This window comes from Gilliamella sp. B14384G10 (assembly GCF_016101685.1).
GTDB lineage: Bacteria > Pseudomonadota > Gammaproteobacteria > Enterobacterales > Orbaceae > Gilliamella > Gilliamella apis_A.
Genome location: NZ_JACFQA010000001.1, coordinates 570,643 through 590,302, shown reverse-complemented (window position 1 = coordinate 590,302; position 19,660 = coordinate 570,643). Strand labels below are relative to the sequence as shown.

Here is a 19,660-nt window from a genome sequence, read left to right as displayed (position 1 = left end):
ATTTATGAAAGTTTGTATTATGAGACATGGTGAGGCAGGTTTTGCTGCTTCATCTGATGCAAGTCGTACTTTAACTGATTATGGTTTAAAACAAGCCTGTCAAGCTGGACTATGGCTTAATCAACAAAATTTTAAATTTGATTTAGGGTTAGTCAGTCCTTATTTAAGAGCCCAACAGACTTTCACTGAATTATCCTCTCACTGCCGAGTTTCTCAATTCGAAACTGATAATCTTTTGGTACCTGGTGGTAGCCCTTCTCATATTGCTGATTTATTAATGACACTGCCCGATCGTGGTATCGAAAATGTGATTATTGTTTCGCATCTACCTCTAGTTGGTTATTTGGTTAATGAGTTATGTCCAGATGTTTCACCACCAATGTTTCCTACAGCTGCTATTGCTTGTGTTGATTTATCCGCCAATACGGCAGGAAAGCTAGAATGGTTTCATGTAGTGGAATAAAAAAGCTTAACTTATTTGATTTACCTTTAACTGGTCGAACGCTAATCGAAGCGTCAGCAGGAACGGGTAAAACCTATTCGCTCGCATTTATTTATCTGCGATTATTATTGGGGATTGGTAAAAACAGTTATCCCACACCTCTTGATGTTAATCAGATTTTAGTGGTGACCTTTACTAAAGCCGCTACTCAAGAACTGCGATCTCGTATCAGGCAAAATATTCAAGAATTACGATTAGGGTTGTTACAAGGTCATCATGATGATCCAATTTATCAACAATTAATTGATTTAGTTGATGATAGCAACCAAGCAATACAGAAATTAACCCAAGCACAACAATCAATGGATGATGCGGCGATTTATACGATTCATGGTTTTTGTCAACGTATATTGACTAGTCATGCTTTCGAATCAGGTGTACTGTTTGAACAAACATTGATAACTGATGAACAAGATCTAAAGTTACAAGTTGTGCAAGATTTTTGGCGTCACTACTTTGTTCCTCTCGACAAAGCATTAGCCTACCTGATTCTTGACTATTGGCAGGATCCAGAAAGATTGCTATCCGACATCAGACCTTATTTAAATTTTGAATTTGATGAGCAGCAAGAAGAACATATTGATATCAGTGGCAAGATTCAGCAATTTTATCAAAAATATTTTCAGCAGATCAGTCTGATCAAAAAACAGTGGTTAGATTCAATTGCCGATCTGCCAGAAATAATTGCTCAATCAGGCGTTAATAAACAATCCTATAGTAGCCGTAATTTACCTAATTGGTTGGCCAAAGTTACTGCCTGGGCGCAGATGCCAATCCGTTCATTTAAACTGCCTAATGAGTTAACTAAATTTAGTCAGTCGATTTTAATTGAAAAAACTAAGCAAGGTAAAAATCCTCCGACTCATGCCGTTTTTGAGAGTATTGAAGCGCTATGTAATAGTTCTATTGATTTACGCGGCGAAGTTCTAATGGATATCGTTAAAGTCATTCAAAAGCGTATTTATATTCAGAAGATCAAACGTGGTGAAATGAGCTTTGATGATCTCTTAAGCCAGTTGAACCGAGCTCTACGTGCTAGAAATGGTAATCGATTAGCAGAGAGTATTGCGAAAAAATACTGTGTAGCGCTGATTGATGAATTTCAAGATACTGATCCGGTGCAGTATAAAATTTTTGATCGTATCTATAATCGTTATCCGAAAGAGACGGGTTTACTGTTTATTGGTGATCCTAAACAAGCGATTTATAGCTTCCGTGGTGCGGATATTTTTACATATCTAAAAGCAAAATCCTCAACCGGTGAAAATAATTTTACTATGCAGGTCAACCACCGTTCTTCATCATCGATGGTGAATGCGGTTAATGCATTATTTAATCATCATGATAATCCGTTTATTTTTGAAAATATTCCATTTTTACCAATGGAAAGTGCCGAACGTAATCAACAAAAAGGTTTAATTATCAATAATCAAGAGGTTAATGCTTTAGCGGCATACTTATTACCTGATGAAGTTAGCTCAAAAACGGATTATCAAGAACATATCGCTAACTGTTGTGCTAAGCAGATTGTGACGTGGTTGATGGATCCGACCATTTTATTGAAGGATAAAGATGGTCAACGACCAATTACAACTGCTGATATTGCCATTTTAGTCCGTACCGGATACGAAGCTGAGATTATCCAACAAAAGTTAACCAGTGTTGGAGTTAAAAGCGTTTATTTATCTAATCGGAGTAGTGTCTTTCTGGCTAAAGAAGCACAGGAGGTCCTGTGTTTATTACAAGCAGTGCTTATGCCAGAAAACGAATCGGCTCTACGCTTAGCTTTAATGACGACACTGTTGGGTCAAACCATGACTGATCTTGAGCAAATAACCGACGATCAAGATATATGGGAAGGTTTGATAGAGGAGTTTAAACAGTATCAGATTATCTGGCAATATTATGGTGTGTTAGTCATGTTGCGCCGGATGATGAAAAAACGTCAGTTAGCTGAAAATATATTAGCTAGCCCAAATGGTGAACGTACTTTAACTAATTTGATGCATCTAGGCGAGCTATTGCAAGAAGCGGCCGACGAACTTGATAGTCCACATGCTTTGGTTCGTTGGTTATCAAGACAAATTGTCAGTCCTGATGCAAATTTAGAAAATCATGAGCAACGATTAGAAAGTGATGAAAATTTAGTAAAAATTATTACTATTCATAAATCTAAAGGTTTAGAGTTTCCTATTGTTTGGTTACCATTTGCAGCTCAATTTCGAAATTCAGATAGTCAGTTTTATCATGACAAAAATAATGACTATCAACCAACTTATGCTTGGCTATTAACCGATGAAATAAAACAACAGATTGAAGATGAACGTTTAGCCGAAGATTTACGTTTACTTTATGTTGCTATGACACGTTCAATCTTTCATTGTAGCGTTGGGTTAGCATCATTAAAAAACAGTCAATCAGCGATTGATTATTTATTAAAAGGTGACTTACGTTCAATTGCTAAATTTGCTAATTTGGTTGAATTACAATTACCTATTTTAGGTGAGCAGTATAATCCTGAATTAGCCGCCAATCTTTCACTTACCGCCAATGTATTTAAACGTAAATTATCTAATAGTTGGCGTGTAACCAGTTATACCGAATTACAAAAGCATAATAATTTGGTTGGCCTTAATTCAACTATGATGAGTGATTGGCGTGAAAATAATTTTGAATCCGCCGATTCATTATCAACTGAAGAGCAATATGATATCCATCATTTTCCAAAAGGTGCATATGTGGGTACATTATTGCATTCCATTATGGAAAATTTAACGCCAACTAATGCCGATGATTTGTGCGCTAGTACGATTAAAAAATTGAGTTTACCACCACATTGGTTAACAGTGCTAAGTGATTGGTTGCAACACGTTTTAGCAACGAAACTAAATAAAAAACAAGATCAAGATGGGCCGTTATTAGCCGATGTTTTAAATAGCCAATGTATTAATGAATTACAATTTTATTTTCCCATTCGTAGTGCAGTGACCAGTAAGCAATTAGATAGTTTATGTAAAGAGTATGATGATTTATCCAAACAATGTCCTTCATTAGATTTTGAAACTGTACAAGGCATGTTAAAAGGGTTTATCGATTTAGTGTTTGAGTATCAGGGTAAATATTATATTGTTGATTATAAATCAAATTGGTTAGGTGACGGGGTAGAGGCTTATACCGAGTCAGCCTTAAATCAAGTTATGTGTGAGCATCGTTATGAGCTTCAGTATCAAATTTATTGCTTAGCCCTGCATCGATTTTTACGAAGCCGTCTAGCTGATTATCGATATGAAACTCATTTTGGTGGTGTTTATTATCTATTTTTACGGGGACTTCCTAAACAAGGGATCTTTTATCATCGACCAAAGCAACAGTTTATTGAGAAACTTGATAAGTTATTTGATGGGAAAGATTTAACTTAAATAACTAGGCACAATTACTTGTGATTTTGCGATATCTGGACAACAAAATTGTGTTGGTTTTATCGTTAACTATCTATTTATTATGATAATTTTTTAGTCATTACCTATTCACTATTATCATTTGTTTGGTTACCAGCAATACTGCGAATGCAATCTTATTTTCAATTATTGTAATATGATCATTAGGCTACTAGCAGGTTGCTGAGAATTTTTACATGCCTAAACAAATCACTTGTAGATAGAATTATATGCACGAATTAATATTGTTGTTCATTGTTCTTCCTGCTTTCTATAGTGATCATTTTTTTGATGAAAATACTGATAAATAATCTTTATTTTTGTCTGTTGATTATTTCAGCAATAATCAAATTATTAGATTGTCTTTTCAATAGTTCGTCGTTTAACAATTGTTAATTAATATTATGATTTTACTTGCTAAGCATAAATATTCGTTTACTAAAAAAGAGTTTTACTAACATTTTGTAATCGATTACATTAAATTTTATTTAAAAATGTTATAAAAAACAATGAACTTTGACAGGAGTAAAATATTAATGTGACAATTGTCACATTCCAGAGATTTATTTGTTAAATGATCAAGTTTATTGGTTATAGTAAATAAGCTTATTTAATAAGCGTTGGATTGCTACCGTAGCAGTATAACGGGCAAAACCTAAAGCATAGATTATTAATCTACGCTTTAGGTTTTTTTTTGTCTCAATTTTCTGAGACTTCTTTAATCTCTATTAAATAATGAGTAGAAAAAAATGAAATATTTAACTAAAGCAGTATTAAAAGTAAAACCTAAACGAATTGTTTTAATTACTTTACTTGGCTTGTGCTATATACCGAACTCTTTTGCTACTACTCAAGATGAGTTAGAGGCTAGAATATCAATGTTAGAGCAAAAATTATTAGCACTATCTCAAGAGTCAATAGATTTAAAAAAACAAGTTATTGAATCGAATAAACAACTCGCACAATTGAATAAAAATATTCAACAACAACAGGTTGTAATTAATAATCAACAGAAAGCATTGAAAAAACAGAGTGTTGCTGTAGCAAATGTTCAAAACAATGCCGATTCTAAAGTTGTTACACAACATCAGCCCGCACTCGATAATCAAATTGTGTTAATTAATGACGCCAAAGCAAACGGTAGTAAAGACCAGTCAACAGCAACTAAAACAATTAAAAATGCCTATACCCTTTCTGAGTTTAAAGATTTTATCAAAGATGAAATTGGTTTTTCATTTAATGGTTATTTCCGTGGTGGTTGGTCTACTTCAAAAAATGGCAAACCAAAAAATTATGCTGAAGGAGCCCTAGGTAGATTTGGTAATGAGTATGGTGGTTGGTATGATTTGGTATTCAAACAAAAGGTGTATGATGAAGATGGTCATAGGGTTGATGCCATTGTTATGATTGATGGTAATGTGGCTACGAATAAGGCTGCTGGTTTGTTTAATACCCAAGATGATAATATCATGCAGTTTTCTGATATCTATTTATCGACTAAAGGATTTATCCCTGGTTTTCCTGATGCAAATTTATGGGTAGGTAAACATTCACTTCCATATAATGAAATTCAAATGTTGGATTGGAAAACGCAAAAAACCCCTGCAGGTGGGGGAATCGGTATTGAAGGTTTAGATGTTGGCGTTGGTAAACTTGATTTAGCTTTAGTAAGAGCTGACGTTAATGTCAAACAAACTAAAAAAACCGAGGTTGTTGAGAACGGTAAAACTGAAATAAAAGAAGTCACTAAGCGTGAAGAAGTTGATTTAAACGAAGTAGAGTTTCGCTATCGAGATATTCCTTTATGGCAAGATGCAACCTTGGCGATTAATGGCCGTTACTCGGCACCAAATAAATCGAAAATCCAAGATAGTGTTAGTGTCAAAAATGCTTGGTTAGGTAGTTTTGTTCTAAGACAAAATAATTTCTTTGGTGGATTTAATCAATTAACCTTACAAACTGCAACTAATTCAGTGGCTTCTCAATTAGCTAATATTAATACTAATAACCCTGAATTTGCAGCTAATTCTGATAACGATTATATTGGTACACATACTGGCGGTAAGGCTTATCGTTTAGTATCTGAAGGTGAGGCTTATTTAGCTGATAAAGTCATAGTCGCTCACGCTTTAGCACTTACAACAGGTAACGATGTCTATTCGTATGATTTGAGTTCAGCTCATACCGATTTTACTAGTTTCAAATCGGCAATCAGACCTGCTTATATTTGGGATACTTACAATCAAAGTGGTGTCGAGTTAGGTTACTTTAAACAAAAAAATAAAGTTAAAGGTAAAAATTATACTGAGGAAGGTTTTAAAACAACACTCTTCCATTCGTTTAAAGTGGGTGAGAGCATTTTAACTTCAAGACCTGATATTCGTTTTTATGTTTCGTATATAGAATCAATGCAAAATGAAATTAGTAAATTTGACTTTAATGGCAAAGAAAATCAAATTAGCTTTGGTGTGCAAACCGAAGTTTGGTTTTAGATAATCTTGTCAGGGTGAAATATAATATTAATGTCGAAAACGATAATTATAGGTTTTCGACATTTTCTAAGAGATTTGTTAGCTTTAAACTTAATATATTAGCCGATATTGTTAACTGAGTATCGCTTTGTTAACGTTGGAATAAATACATTAATTAAGTTCGTCGGAGGCGGCTCTCCTTTTGCTAATCGTAATGCAAGTTCAGCAGCTTGTTCGGCCATTGTGTGTAGTGGATAACGAATGGTTGTTAGCTTAGGATGTAGATACCGAGCAATTAAAAGATCATCAAAGCCAATAATTGAAACATCATTCGGAATTTTTATATCATTATCATATAATACTGACATAGCCCCAGCTGCCATTGAATCATTGTAACAGGCAATTGCCGTAATTTGTCGATTTCGTTCTAAAAGAGACATCATGGCTTGTTCTCCACCTTCTTCATTAGGCGAAGCGAAGGCAATAAAGTTATCATTAATATCAATATTATGTTCGATTAATGCATCTTTATAGCCCTGCAATCTATCTATTGCATCAGATATGCTATGTTTAGAACTTAAATATCCAATGTTGGTATGACCATGCTGAATTAAATGTTTAACTGCTAGGTATGAGCCATAACGACTATCAAGCGCAATACAGCGTTTTTCAAAACCTTTTAATATCCGATTAATTAGGACCATACCAGGTATTTGTTGCATTAATTTTATTAATTGATCATCGGGTAACATTTTTGCATGCACAACTAAAGAAGAACAACGATGTTCTATAAGATTGGTTATAGCTCTATATTCTTGCTGTTTATTATGATATCCATTACCAATTAGCAAAAAATGGCCGTTTTTCGCTGCAACTTTTTCAACAGTACTAATCATTGCGCCAGAAAATGGATCGGATAGGTCTGCTACCACGATGCCAATAGTATTAGAGTTTTGTTGGGATAACGCTCGGGCGTTAGCATCAGGATAATAATTTAATTTTTCCATGGCTCTTTTTACTGTTTCACGAGTCTTATCACTTACATTGTCAGCGTCATTAATTACCCGTGATACCGTTGCAACGGAAACTTTTGCTAGCTTTGCAACATCTTTTATTGTCGCCATAAAAAATCCTTTTAACTTTTTAACTCATTGCCAATATAGAGTTTTTAGATTACCGATTGGTTAGAATATATAGCTCGTAAATTGGCGGAAAACCTAAGATTCAAATATTTCGATTATATTTGCTGTCGATACAACCTGTAATATTCTGAATATCTACTTAACTGCTTATAATAGAATAAAATTTTTAGTTTGCCAATAAGCTCATTTTTATATGAATCGTTTCAGTAAAAAAATATTAATGTAGAAGATTGAAAATATTAAGCTGTAAAATTTAATGGAAAAATTACACACCTTAGTTTGTTATTACGCCTATTAACATGGTGTAACTAGGTTTAGTTCTAGCAACAGTAAATAAATATTTATTAACCAATGGTGTTGGATAGTAGATTGCATAGCATAATTAGTGATTATTAACTCGATATTTTGCTGAGTTTCAAAATTTTCATCTGGTGTAGTTTATTAGTAATCATATTAGTGATGCTGATTTACATTTTAAAGAATCAGTTGGTTATGTAAATTTAGCAATGATAAATATATAAATACTTTTTGCTGCCGATTTGCTACATGATAATTTTATATTATAAGACTACTATCAAGCTTTGATTAGATGCTCTCCCATTTAAGAAATAGCTTATTTCAATTTTAATTGGTAAATTCCGTACATTTACTATCAGTACAATTATCAAATAGATATTTATCAAAAATGTAATCGATTACATGATCAGGGTGAATGGCATAGGTTTGACTGGTTAAAATGATTTATATAACTATGTTATCTAAGATAGATTATCTATAATTATTTTTATATTAATATTATGATTTTAAATCAATTAATATTATTGAAATGTTGTTTTTTGATTCATATAGTTAATCGATATATTCGATTTTATTTGGTTATTAATAAAGAGTTAAACTTCACAAATTTTTATTACAAATGGTTGTGCGAAAAGCCTACATTTTGTGTTATTATGTTTTAATTGTGGGTGAAATTTTAAAATATCATGAAAAAACAGAATATTATTACTTTACTTTCTTTTATTGCTGTAGCTTTTAGTGCAAATGCTGTTGATAAATATGTTACTGAAAATGTTGATATTTATTTACGTCGTGGCCCAGGTTCACAATATGCCTATTCAAACGCAGTTAAAGCTGGTCAAAAAGTAATTGAACTTGAAAAAAGTGCTGATGGCAAATATACCAGGATACAGCTTCCTAGTGGTAATTCAGCTTGGATTGAGTCTAATAAATTAAAAGATCAACCTAGTTTTAAAGAACTTGTGCCATCATTAGAAGCACAACTCGCTGAGTATAAAGATAAAGTTGATAATGCAGAAAAAAATCAACAAAATGCCATCCGAGATTATGCGGAAAAACTACAAAAAGCTGAACAAACGATTGAAAGCCTACAAGCTAAGAATAATGAGTTAGAACAACTTAATAAACAGCAAGATATGAAGCTTGAGTCTATGTTAAATCAAGTTGATGATAAGCGCCGTGATCTGATTGTAACTTGGTTTACTTATGGTGGCTTAGTTGCTGGTGGTGGTTTCCTTCTAGGTCTTATTTTGCCGGCTATTATGCCTGGTCGTCGTAAAAAAGATCGTTGGATGCGTTAAATGAGTAAAATCTATCTTGTTGGTGGTTCAGTTAGAGATAGATTGCTACATCTCCCTGTTGTTGATCGAGATTGGGTTGTGGTTGGTGCAACCCCAGATGAACTTTTAGCATTAGGTTACCAACAAGTTGGTAAAGATTTTCCTGTTTTTTTACACCCCAAAACTAAAGAAGAGTATGCTTTGGCTCGAACAGAGCGGAAATCAGGTAAAGGCTATACAGGCTTTATATGTGACTTTAGTAAAGATATTACTTTAGAGCAAGATCTTATTCGACGAGATCTTACTATAAATGCGATTGCCATGGATCAAGAAGGCAATATTGTCGATCCTTATCATGGTGTTAATGATATTAAGCTTAAATTATTACGCCATGTTTCTCCTGCGTTCAGAGAAGATCCGCTACGAATTTTACGTGTGGCTCGTTTTGCTGCCCGTTATCACCATTTAGGTTTTAGAATCGTTGCTGAAACGAGTAATTTAATGAAAGAGATGGTCTCTGCAGGTGAAATAAATACCCTTACAGCAGAAAGAGTATGGAAAGAGACTGAAAAGGCGCTAGCGACTGAGGATCCTCAAGTTTATTTTCAAGTATTGGAACAATGTGGTGCTTTAGCGTTATTATTTCCATCTCTCAAACTTTCCTGCACTATTACTGATGCATTAAAAAAATCGACTTTATTGACTGATGATTTGACTGTGCGCTTTGCAGTCTTGTGCGGTGAGTTTGCATCCAAAACTGAGCTAGAAAAACTTTGTTTACAAATTAAAGCCCCCAATCAATATACGAAATTAGCAATTATGGTGCAGCAATTTCACAATAGTGTTGCTAATGTGATACAGTTAACTGCGGAACAAATTATCGAATTGTTCAATAAAATAGATGTATGGCGCAATCCAGCCCATCTTAATCAATTGATAATTGCTAGCCAATCTTATGCTAAAACGGAATTATTTCCTCAAGCTCAATACCTTGAACAAGCATATAAATTAGCTCTAGCTGTCGATGTTCAAAATATTATTGCCGAAGGTTATACTGGAAAGTTAATTCATAATGAGTTACAAAAAAGGCGAATTGAAGTGTTATTAAACGGTATTTGATTGCATCTTAATCAATCGTCACTTTTTTTTAAAATATCTAAAAAAAAGGGTTGACGATTTGCCGTAACACAAGCATAATGCGCCTCGCAGTGTTGGTTATGACGTTGCGAATGAAATGGCTACGTAGCTCAGCTGGTTAGAGCACATCACTCATAATGATGGGGTCACAGGTTCGAATCCCGTCGTAGCCACCATTAAGGTTAGTTTGTATTTTTACCGAAAGTATACAGTGCGGGTGTGGCGAAATTGGTAGACGCACCAGATTTAGGTTCTGGCGCCGCAAGGTGTGTGAGTTCAAGTCTCTCCACCCGCACCATTTTAATCTTAATGTCTATCCTTTATTGGGGTATAGCCAAGCGGTAAGGCAGCGGGTTTTGATCCCGCCACGCCCAGGTTCGAATCCTGGTACCCCAGCCATTCCAATCTGCTCATATTTTTATATCTGACTTTTTAGTCTATTTTTTATATTGGAACTTTGCCACTATAATCAATTCTATAAAAATATGCGGAATTAGTAGATTTACTAGATATCTAATCTCCATTCATATTGGGGTATAGCCAAGCGGTAAGGCAGCGGGTTTTGATCCCGCCATGCCCAGGTTCGAATCCTGGTACCCCAGCCATTTAATTTTCAAACATTATCTATGTATCACTTTTTTGAGTGAATTAATAATCATCTTTGAAAAATTAGCCACTATTTATTTTTTGATTAAGTTTACTTGTCTTATTTAGTATATAAATGAAGAGTTGCTTTTAACAGTAAATACTAAAGTAGATTATCTGCTTTTTAAAAGCTAAATTAGAATTATTCTAACTATAATAAGAATAAAAATTGCGCTATACCTTCTTATAACGCAATTTATGAATGTATTTTCTATTTCAGCACACAAACAAAATATAATTCATTATCTTTTAACTGCCATTCAATAGCGCCTTTTGTTGCACCTACTGCATATTGGTTATTACTATCTCTTTCGTCCGAAGTCCAATATAAACGTCCTTTAGGGAAATGGTTGCCGGGATAGGTGTGATGATAATAGTTTTCTTCGTTAGTTACATCACCCCATTCAGCTAAAAGATTGTTTCCAACCCGACGATAATAGTGATTTGTTGTAATGGCTAGACAATTATCTGAGTTATTATCAGATTGGCAAGCACCACCACTAGTAATAAGACTTTGGTCACTGTTGGTTAAATCTTCAATAGATGGCACGATATAGTTTCCCTGACAAACACTTCTACGTTGATTATAAGGATGAAAATCTTGGCTGGGTGCGGAAAACCATTTCTTAATAGTAAACGAATAAATATCTTCACCGTTGGATTTTATAGAAAATGTAGGGTTTGCTTCAGTGGCTTCTCCTAGCAATTTGACTTGAACAGCCGTGTTAGCTAGGTGGCTATCTACATCATTATCACTAATTTTTTTTATCTCTACATTTACTCCCTTTGAACTATTTGATGATGTTATTGTCGATAAATCAAATGGTACGCCAGCTATAAACATGAGAAATCGTGCTTGATCAAACCCTGTATTTGGAAAACCACCAGAACTGACTTTATTAACGAAACCAGAATCAACTATGTATTGATTGTTATCGCCCCAAGTTAAATGGGCCCAGTCGCCAGTATAATCTCTATTTTCGAAAGGAAATGAGTTTACAATTGATGGTCGATTGGCACAAACGGTAGGTTTGATCGCATTGTAAATCAAAAAATCACTCTTGGGCGTAGAATAAATTGTATAATTTGGTATGCCATATTCAGAGACTAAAGCGATGGTGCCTGAAATTCTGATATACGGATTCCACCCCAACCGTGCTAGTTCACAAAAGGTTCTATCTCTATCTGGTTCCAATAATAAATAAGATATATTGGCTGCTCGATAGAACCAATCTATTTTAAAACCGTCATCAGGTGGGGTTATTTTGGCTATAACATCGCCGTCATCATCAGAGACATTCTGGCTATCAATTGGATTAGTCGGTGAAAATGGCATTATTATAGGTTCAAAACCATAATCAGACTTTAACATCGTTAACAATTGATTGGGTGTGGTGGTATTAGGATCAACCTGAGGGAAATTTATGGATTTTATTGTGTCATTTAAACTATTCAATTCAGCGTTTATTGTAGTTTTTAATTTTACTCCAAAATAGTGAAAGTTTTGTTGATTATATTCTCGAGATCCATTTATGCCTATCGCATCTGGGTTAATAAAATAGGGGGCGGAACCATGAATAACTGCTACTGTTTTTGCATCCAAAGCCAAAGCTAAATCGTTCATTAAAAACACTGAAATTAAAAAGAATATGATAAATCGTGTTAACCATGGAAATTGAGAAAACAGAATAAATTTAAATCCTTTCAATAACATCATCTTACCTTACCTTTTAATTCTTAAATTTAAATAAAAAATACATTTATTGTGTTTAAATTATGCTGATACTTATTACTACAAACTTAGATCGTAAAAAGCTTAATTCTTGGATAAAAATGTTTTTCTTATGAATTGCAATATTAGGTCGAGCTTGAAACTGAAAGTTTAGTTACGTAAAAATCCATGTGTAAAAATATGATATTTAACACATGGATAATTATGTAGTGGATTGTTATTTATATAAATTTACATAAACTGTTTGAGCGGTATCGGCACGATTAGCAGAGACTTCTTTAACATAATAGAAATGAGCATCATTAGCGATAGCATATTTTTGTGCAGCAGCACTAATTTCGCTAGTATTATTAAATGTGCCATGGAACACAATAGTTTGATAAGGTTTCATTACTTTGAAAGCATCACTAGTGATTTCATAAGCATCTTGACCTGCAATTGCTTTAGAGATAATAAAGTCACGGACAGGTGCATCTTTTTTATATAAAGCAACATCGATTTCCTGCTCATTATTTTTAACATCATCGGCAGTAATTGAATACACATAAAATGCATAAGCATTTTTTTCAGCAGCTATTTTACTTGCTGAATCCATTATTTCAGATGTGTTGTTGTAGCTACCTTTGAATTTGACTATTTCAAATGGTAAATAATAAAGAGCTTTAGATCGTGGATAAAGCACAATGCCGTTATGGGTAGCTTCATCTTTGCTTACAGCAATTGGTGCATTTGATAAATAAATATCAGCATAAACAATAGCACGATCGGTTGAAGTTCCAGTAGCTGGTTGTTCAATACCAGTGATATGATAATATTTTGCTCCAGCTTCATCAGCAGCTTTAGATATATCATCTGCTGCATTTTGTGCTTGTAAATAGCTACCAGTTACTGAAATTTCTTTGTAAGGAATGAGGTTATTACTTTCTTCAGCTGTTAATGGTAATGCCGCATAAGTATTGGCAACAGGTAGAGATAATAGTAAAGCTAATGCAATAGATGATTTATTAAAACGTTTCATAATAATGTCCTTCATATTTATGTTATAAAAATTAAAAAACAATTTGTAACGCTTATTCTATGAGGGTATTGCATGAGAGTTTTTTAAACAAGAATAACGCTCTCGAAATAATTTTTTTACTAATTCTTTCAGACAGCTAGATAAAACAGGGTAGAAATGATAGAAATGAGAAATAACCGATTAATAGTATATATTAATCAAAATATTTGTGTAGGTACCACTTGGTTTTTTTGGAAAAAATTTTTCTTAAAGCATTTTATGTTAAAGTCAAAACTGAATCATATTTAATTTAGCTGTAATTTATAATTGGGCATTACATTTGATGGTTCTTATAAAACTATTAATAATTTGTGCAGTTAATCCCTAAATAACAAAATTTTCATATTGATAAAAATAAACATCATGTTGTGACTTTTGTTGCCAATTTGCTGTTCGATTAGGTACCAATTCAAATGGAAAATTGTCGTCAGGTTTAAAACCAACTAACATAGTGGCTTGTTTCGGTTGATGGTTAATAAACCATTCAAGTGGAACCGTAAAAATAGATTCAACTTCATCTTGATTAAGTAGCAAATTATCTAAAGATTCAATTTTTGCGACAAATGGATAAATCATCATCCCTAACGAAGCAATAAATTTCGGTAATTGTCCTAAAATAGTTATTTGATCAATAGTAATGCCTAACTCTTCAAAGGTTTCACGTTTAGCTGTATATTCAGGGTTATTATCAGTTGCTTCAACGCGACCACCAGGAAAACAAATATCACCGGGTTGCCATTTAAGTTTCTTTGAACGTACTTGAAAGAGTAGGTGTAATTGATTTTCGATAGTTATAATTGGGATTAAAACAGCAGCTTTATTAATAGTATGAAATTGGTTTTTGTTTTTTTTTAAAGCTTGTGATATTTTTTTTATTGTGGTCATGATATTTATTTCGTTTTATTTTTAGATTTACATTCTTTTTACGTTATAATATAAACTTATTGGAGAAATTGTTCGTCAATAGTACATCTGTTTCACCTGAATAATACTATGCAATACGATATTAATAACATAAAAAAAGAACTTGATGATCTTGCTATTCTGAAACATGAGCGAGCTCGGAGTGGAATGCCTTTGGAATTCCAACGAGTTTTTTCATTGTTACCAGTACTTTTTCATTTTCATCATCCAGATCTTCCCGGTTATCTTGATATAGAAACGCCATCAGGTATTGCATACTATCAACCTTCAAACGAGGTTATTGAACAACTACAACATTGTTTCAATTTTAATAACACTACACAGAAAAAATATTCTGATATATCTGCACTATATTCAATGGGTAGTACTTGCTCTATAGGACAGGCAGTTACCTCGGATCTTGATATATGGGTTTGTATCGAAAATAATTTATCTGCAGTTAAAAAGCAAGCTTTAATAACAAAGTGTCGATTGATTGAAGAGTGGGCTGAAAAACTTGGTGTAAAACTTACTTTATTTGTCGTTGATGTCGATCGATTTATCAATCAACATCATGAGTGTTTGATGGGTGAAAACTGTGGTTCAGCGCAACATATTTTATTGCTGGAAGAGTTCTATCGTTCGGCCAATCTTTTAGCTGGCAAACGACTGCTATGGTTTGCAGTTCCAGCTGATTTTACAATTAATGATGTTACTTATCCAACTTATGACACATGTGTTCAAGCATTGGTGGTTGCTAATATAATCAAACGTGAAGAATGGATCGATTTTGGACCACTTACAGAATTGTCTGCAGAAGAGTATTTTGGTGCAAGTTTATGGCAACTCTATAAAAGTATAGATTCACCATTTAAAGCTGTATTAAAAACATTACTACTTGAAGTTTATTCTTCAATCTATCCTGAAAATAGACCAATTGCTTATGAAATGCGCGAGTATATTCAAAAAGGTGAAATTCATGTTCATCATTATCTTGATTCATACTCTATGTTGTTAGATCGAATTTCCAATTATCTAATTGAAATTAGAGATTTTCAACGTCTTGAGTTGGTAAGACATTGCTTTTATTTAAAAGTAAATGAAAAATTATCAGATAATGATCAACCATCATCATGGCGTCGTAAAATATTACATGAATTAGTTCAACAATGGGGATGGAAGCATAAGTTATTGGTAAAATTGGACGCCAGTAAAACATGGAAAATAGAACAAGTACGTGAAATACACGAAATAATGCTCCACACAATGATGACAGGTTATCGTAATTTACTCAATTTTGGGCGTCGTAATAACTTAGATTCACTTATTAGCCCACAAGATTTGGCCATATTGACTCGTAAATTATATGCCTCTTTTGAAGTTTTACCGGGTAAAATTTCAACATTAAAACTTAATATTTCGGATAATCTGCAAGAAGAGGTATTAACTTTTATTCATGTCAAAGAAGATCGTATTAATCGAGCCGGTTGGTATGTTTATAATCAAACACCTAAACTAAATTCTATTATCGGTCATCAATACTTAGAATATAGTAAATACTTAGTCAAATTAGTTGGTTGGTGTTATTTTAATGGTTTAATTTCTGATTCAACTAATTTTTATTATTACGATGGTGATGAACGAGAAAATCAAAGAATAACCAAGCTCATCGAAGATCTGAAAAATTATTTTCCGATAGATGTACCTACCGCGACTGAGGAACAGTTATATGGGCCTTGTGAAATACGCCATTTAGCTATTATCTTGAATTTAGAAGATGATCCAACTATTAATTTAGAACTTGAGGATGAAATTAGTACTAATGTTTTAAATTATGGCAAGCAAGAATTAAGCTTAGTTGGTTCTATCGATTTACTTTATCGTAACTCATGGAATGAGATTCGAGTGTTACATTTTAGCGGTTCTTTATGTGTACTTGAAGCTATAAAAGCATTACTTAATCGTATGCATAAAGATGCTGATTTACCTAACTCAGTCGAAATTTTCTGTTATAGTAAATATCTTAGTCATGAAATCCGTAAACAAATGAAAAAACTGATGGATGACTGTGTTGATTTACGATTAACTACTACTAAAAATAACTTAACTCAAGTCAAACCACTTAGAATAGATGGTGCTTCATGGTATCTATTTTTTGAACGATTTGGCGTTTCATTTCATCAGTTTGAAAATGCTATTGATTTTTATGGAGCGGTATCGAATAATAAGGTTCAAGGTAGGCCGTTAAATATCTTAGATGAAAGCAATGAATTACCTAAAGAGATAGATAGCGTCGCTTATGAAGGTATTATTCAATTCTTCTTTGAAGATACCACTTCAGGATTTGACTTATATATTTTAAATGAACATAATCAAATAGAAATATACCGTAATTGTAATGGTACTAAAGAAAATATGGTTAAAGATATCAATGATTTTTATGTATTATCTGATGACCGTTTTACTTTCACTACCAGTAGCTCAGTTAATTTTAATTTACCGCAATTTTATCAGATCACATATAATGATGCGGGTGAGCGTGAAATCTTCTTATTGAATTAATTATCTAAAAAAATTTATCCAAAAATTTAATAAAATCATTATCTTTTAGTATATAAATAATTAAAAATGAAAATGATTGATTAAAAAAATGAAATTTCTATTAAAATAATGGGAACTTTTTTTAAATTTACGAATCTAACTGTTAGAGTGCACAGTTTTGGGCCAACTAATAGTTATTAACATAATAAGGAATGGCCTTTAATGGGGGAGCAAATAACAGACCAAGTTTTAGTTGATCGCGTTTTAAACGGAGATAAAAATGCGTTTAATTTACTTGTTGTTCGTTATCAAAATAAGCTAGCTCATTTGGTATCACGTTACGTTTTACCTTCTGAGGTCCCTGATGTTGTGCAAGAAACCTTTATCAAAGCTTATCGTTCGTTAAGTTCTTTTAAGGGTGAAAGTATTTTTTATACTTGGTTGTACCGAATTGCGGTTAATACAGCAAAAAATTATTTAATTTCGCAAGGTCGACGACCGCCATCTTCGGATATTGATGCTAGTGAAGCTGAAAGTTATGAAGGTGCCGACTCATTGAGAGTTGTCGATAACCCAGAAAGTTTGGTTCTTTCTAAAGAAGTTGAAAAAGTTGTATTTGATGCAATTGAAGCATTACCTGATGATTTGAGAACTGCTATCACATTACGTGAAATTGACGGTCTAAGTTATGAGGAAATTGCCGAGATTATGGGAACACCGGTTGGAACAGTTAGATCACGAATTTTTAGAGCTCGTGATGCTATTGATGAAAAAATTAAACCTTTAATTGGTTAAATAAATTAAGTAGCAAGACATTTAAGGTATCTACTATGCAAATAGAACAGAAACAGCAACTTTCATTATTAATGGATGGTGAGTTAACTGATCAACACTTTGTTGAAATGGTTACTCATGATGAAAGTTTGCAATCCTGCTGGCATCGTTATCATATTGCAAGAGACGCAATGCGAGGAGAATTGCACGGTAGTTCATTAACATTAGATATTACTAATCAAGTTGCTATGGCGATTGCTGATGATGATTTATATCCACAATTAACTGAGCAACCATCTCAAAGTGAGATTTTAATTCCAAAAGCCGAAAATCTATTCTGGATTCGAATGAAAGATATTATGGCTAAAGTTAGTCAAGTTGGATTAGCTGCTTGTGTTACATTAGCTATTATTGCTGGAGTTCAATATCATCAAGGTCAATCAGATGAAGCTAGTGGTGCGCCTACGCTAAATACTATCCCTATGGGGGTAAACGTTGCGCCTGTTGGTGGTATACAACAACATAATGATCAGCAACTTCTTGAAAAAAGACAATATGATAAGATTAGGTTGTTGGTTCAAGATTATGAATTACAAAAAAGGTTAAATGCCCGTTAACTTAAAATGAATATTCTTTATTCTTTGATAAGACTTAAGCTGAAACAGAGTAACAATTATATTATTACTCTGTTTTTTATATTTTTCTCCGCATCAGTTATGGCTGAAGAAACTCATGATGCTTTGAGTTTACTCAATAAAATGACCAAAGCGGTGCAGACAAGAGATTATCAAATTCATTTTGTTGCCCAAGATAAAGATCAATATGCAACTACTTTTGAATATAATCACTTAGGTGCTGATAAGAAAGAGAATATTAATGCTCAACTACTTTATCTTGAAGGTCCAGCTAAAGAGATTATTTTACATAATAATACTACTAGTTATTTTCAACCAGATAGCCCTTCTTTTTCGATTTCAAGTTCCCGCATAACAGAAGCTTTTCCTGACGTTATTTATAATGATTTTAATTCATTAGCTAATATTTATGATTTTATTTTATTAGGTAAGGCTAGAACGGCCAATCGAGGTACTCAATTAGTCAAAGTCATTGCTAAAGATAAAGATCGTTACAGTTATGTTATATGGATCGATGACGAAATTTTTTTACCTCTACGCATTGATTTATTAGATGAAGATAATGATATTGTTAATCAATTAAAAGTGGTTGATCTCGATAAAGACTTTGATGCAAAAAAATTTAAAAATTATATTGATAATCGAACCTACCCAATTTTATTATCAATTGAAAAACAAAATAATCTTCTTGATGCATGGCATTTAGCATGGTTACCTAAAGGGTTTAAAGAAATAGCTGCTTATAATGTTAATTTTTATAGCTCTGATATAGCGACTAAGCTGTTTTCTGATGGTGTGTTTTCATTTACTGTAAATGTTTCTTTAGAGCAGGCCAGTCAATTAAATCAGATTATACAGCAAGGTGGCCGAACGATTTTCTCAACTAACATGGGTAATAAAAATATTATAATTATTGGCAATTTACCACAAGTGACAATAGAAAAAATTGCACAAAATATTGTTGAGAAATCACCGGAAAACTCTCGATAACACTATGCTTACTCACTATTAATGTGTAGAATGTCTGCTTTCAAATTCGTGATTATTTGACTTGTTATTTATAGCCAATAACATTAATGATAATTAACAGTACATAACTAAAATATA

General features: G+C 33.0%; 13 protein-coding genes and 4 tRNA genes. 13 read left to right on the top strand and 4 right to left on the bottom strand.

The genetic code is table 11. The features are described 5' to 3' along the window. Window positions 1-19: 19 nt before the first annotated feature. The 3 genes from sixA to H3T54_RS02650 all read left to right on the top strand — a co-directional run bounded on the left by sixA (window position 20) and on the right by H3T54_RS02650 (window position 6,431). A complete protein-coding gene (sixA, locus tag H3T54_RS02660) occupies window positions 20-463 on the top strand; it encodes a phosphohistidine phosphatase SixA (RefSeq protein ID WP_198200636.1) in 444 nt (147 codons plus the stop codon). Then, entirely contained in the window at window positions 442-3,921 is a 3,480-nt protein-coding gene (gene recB, locus H3T54_RS02655; RefSeq protein ID WP_198220781.1) for an exodeoxyribonuclease V subunit beta, read from the top strand. Before sixA ends, recB begins: the two co-directional genes overlap by 22 nt. A gap of 767 nt (window positions 3,922-4,688) precedes the next feature. Continuing rightward, the gene (locus H3T54_RS02650; RefSeq protein WP_198220779.1) at window positions 4,689-6,431 is read left to right on the top strand and encodes a carbohydrate porin; all 1,743 of its coding nucleotides are present in this window, start codon (window positions 4,689-4,691) and stop codon (window positions 6,429-6,431) included. A 98-nt stretch (window positions 6,432-6,529) separates the two neighbouring features. Here H3T54_RS02650 and H3T54_RS02645 read toward each other — a convergent pair whose 3' ends face one another. Beyond that, window positions 6,530-7,534, bottom strand: a complete 1,005-nt coding sequence (locus tag H3T54_RS02645) for a substrate-binding domain-containing protein (protein ID WP_110447314.1) — start codon at window positions 7,532-7,534, stop codon at window positions 6,530-6,532. 1,001 nt (window positions 7,535-8,535) lie between these two features. Between H3T54_RS02645 and H3T54_RS02640 the strand changes: the two genes are divergently transcribed. From H3T54_RS02640 to H3T54_RS02615, 6 genes are all read left to right on the top strand, one after another. Further along, entirely contained in the window at window positions 8,536-9,150 is a 615-nt protein-coding gene (locus H3T54_RS02640) for a TIGR04211 family SH3 domain-containing protein (protein ID WP_198220777.1), read from the top strand. After that, on the top strand, window positions 9,151-10,248 hold the full coding sequence (locus tag H3T54_RS02635; protein ID WP_110447316.1) for a multifunctional CCA tRNA nucleotidyl transferase/2'3'-cyclic phosphodiesterase/2'nucleotidase/phosphatase: 1,098 nt from the start codon (window positions 9,151-9,153) through the stop codon (window positions 10,246-10,248). A gap of 117 nt (window positions 10,249-10,365) precedes the next feature. Further along, window positions 10,366-10,442 (top strand) — tRNA-Met (locus H3T54_RS02630). 37 nt (window positions 10,443-10,479) lie between these two features. Next, window positions 10,480-10,564: transfer RNA gene (locus H3T54_RS02625), tRNA-Leu, on the top strand. Window positions 10,565-10,590: 26 nt separating this feature from the next. After that, window positions 10,591-10,665, top strand: a tRNA-Gln gene (locus tag H3T54_RS02620). A 131-nt stretch (window positions 10,666-10,796) separates the two neighbouring features. Beyond that, a tRNA-Gln gene (locus H3T54_RS02615) sits at window positions 10,797-10,871 on the top strand. Between the two features lie 251 nt (window positions 10,872-11,122). Here the strand turns inward: H3T54_RS02615 and H3T54_RS02610 are convergent. The 3 genes from H3T54_RS02610 to H3T54_RS02600 all read right to left on the bottom strand — a co-directional run bounded on the left by H3T54_RS02610 (window position 11,123) and on the right by H3T54_RS02600 (window position 14,585). After that, window positions 11,123-12,628, bottom strand: coding sequence for a hypothetical protein (locus tag H3T54_RS02610; protein ID WP_198220775.1), 1,506 nt, complete (start codon window positions 12,626-12,628; stop codon window positions 11,123-11,125). 232 nt (window positions 12,629-12,860) lie between these two features. Next, complete coding sequence (locus H3T54_RS02605) at window positions 12,861-13,661, bottom strand: YdgH/BhsA/McbA-like domain containing protein (RefSeq protein WP_198220773.1); 801 nt, start codon at window positions 13,659-13,661, stop codon at window positions 12,861-12,863. A gap of 363 nt (window positions 13,662-14,024) precedes the next feature. Further along, the gene (locus H3T54_RS02600) at window positions 14,025-14,585 is read right to left on the bottom strand and encodes a CoA pyrophosphatase (RefSeq protein WP_198220771.1); all 561 of its coding nucleotides are present in this window, start codon (window positions 14,583-14,585) and stop codon (window positions 14,025-14,027) included. Window positions 14,586-14,693: 108 nt separating this feature from the next. Here H3T54_RS02600 and H3T54_RS02595 point away from each other — a divergent pair, with 108 nt between their 5' ends. The 4 genes from H3T54_RS02595 (at window position 14,694) to H3T54_RS02580 (ending at window position 19,543) form a co-directional block, all read left to right on the top strand. Continuing rightward, on the top strand, window positions 14,694-17,165 hold the full coding sequence (locus H3T54_RS02595; RefSeq protein ID WP_198220769.1) for a class I adenylate cyclase: 2,472 nt from the start codon (window positions 14,694-14,696) through the stop codon (window positions 17,163-17,165). 201 nt (window positions 17,166-17,366) lie between these two features. Then, complete coding sequence (gene rpoE, locus H3T54_RS02590; protein WP_198200610.1) at window positions 17,367-17,939, top strand: RNA polymerase sigma factor RpoE; 573 nt, start codon at window positions 17,367-17,369, stop codon at window positions 17,937-17,939. A gap of 35 nt (window positions 17,940-17,974) precedes the next feature. Next, on the top strand, window positions 17,975-18,535 hold the full coding sequence (locus tag H3T54_RS02585) for an RseA family anti-sigma factor (protein WP_198220767.1): 561 nt from the start codon (window positions 17,975-17,977) through the stop codon (window positions 18,533-18,535). A 99-nt stretch (window positions 18,536-18,634) separates the two neighbouring features. Next, entirely contained in the window at window positions 18,635-19,543 is a 909-nt protein-coding gene (locus H3T54_RS02580; RefSeq protein ID WP_198220765.1) for a MucB/RseB C-terminal domain-containing protein, read from the top strand. The last annotated feature ends 117 nt before the right edge of the window (window positions 19,544-19,660 follow it).